Origin of the sequence: Aquimarina algiphila, assembly GCF_007489275.1 — a bacterium.
GTDB lineage: Bacteria > Bacteroidota > Bacteroidia > Flavobacteriales > Flavobacteriaceae > Aquimarina > Aquimarina algiphila.
Window position 1 is genome coordinate 1 of the sequence record NZ_VLNR01000214.1, and the last position, 379, is coordinate 379.

Here is a 379-nt window from a genome sequence, read left to right on the forward strand (position 1 = left end):
AAGTAGCTAAATGCTTACTTGACGCGGGCGCAGAAATTAATACTGTAAGTAATGAAGGAGATACTCCACTACGTTTAGTATTTGAAATTAAACCTTATGACATCGAAATAGTGAATTTACTCTTATTGAGAGGAGCTGACATGGATCATTCAAATATTGGGGGAGCATCTATACATGAATTGGTTAAAATAATTTGTTGGGAAAAAGACGACCTTCCAATTATTGAAATTTTCGATAGATATAGAAAAGGGTGGAGATTCCTATGAAATTGACCCGGGTATTCCTGTTTAAATAGAGCATAGCAAAACAGTTCCCAAAAGCGTGTTTATTTCAGTGTTAAAATTACGATTTTTTTCTTTTTCTTCTCATCGACTCTCCT

General features: G+C 34.3%; 1 pseudogene. It reads left to right on the forward strand.

Annotation, left to right across the window (positions count from 1 at the left end):
* A pseudogene (locus tag FOF46_RS32165) lies at positions 1-266 on the forward strand (hypothetical protein); the annotation flags it as partial.
* Positions 267-379 lie beyond the last annotated feature (113 nt).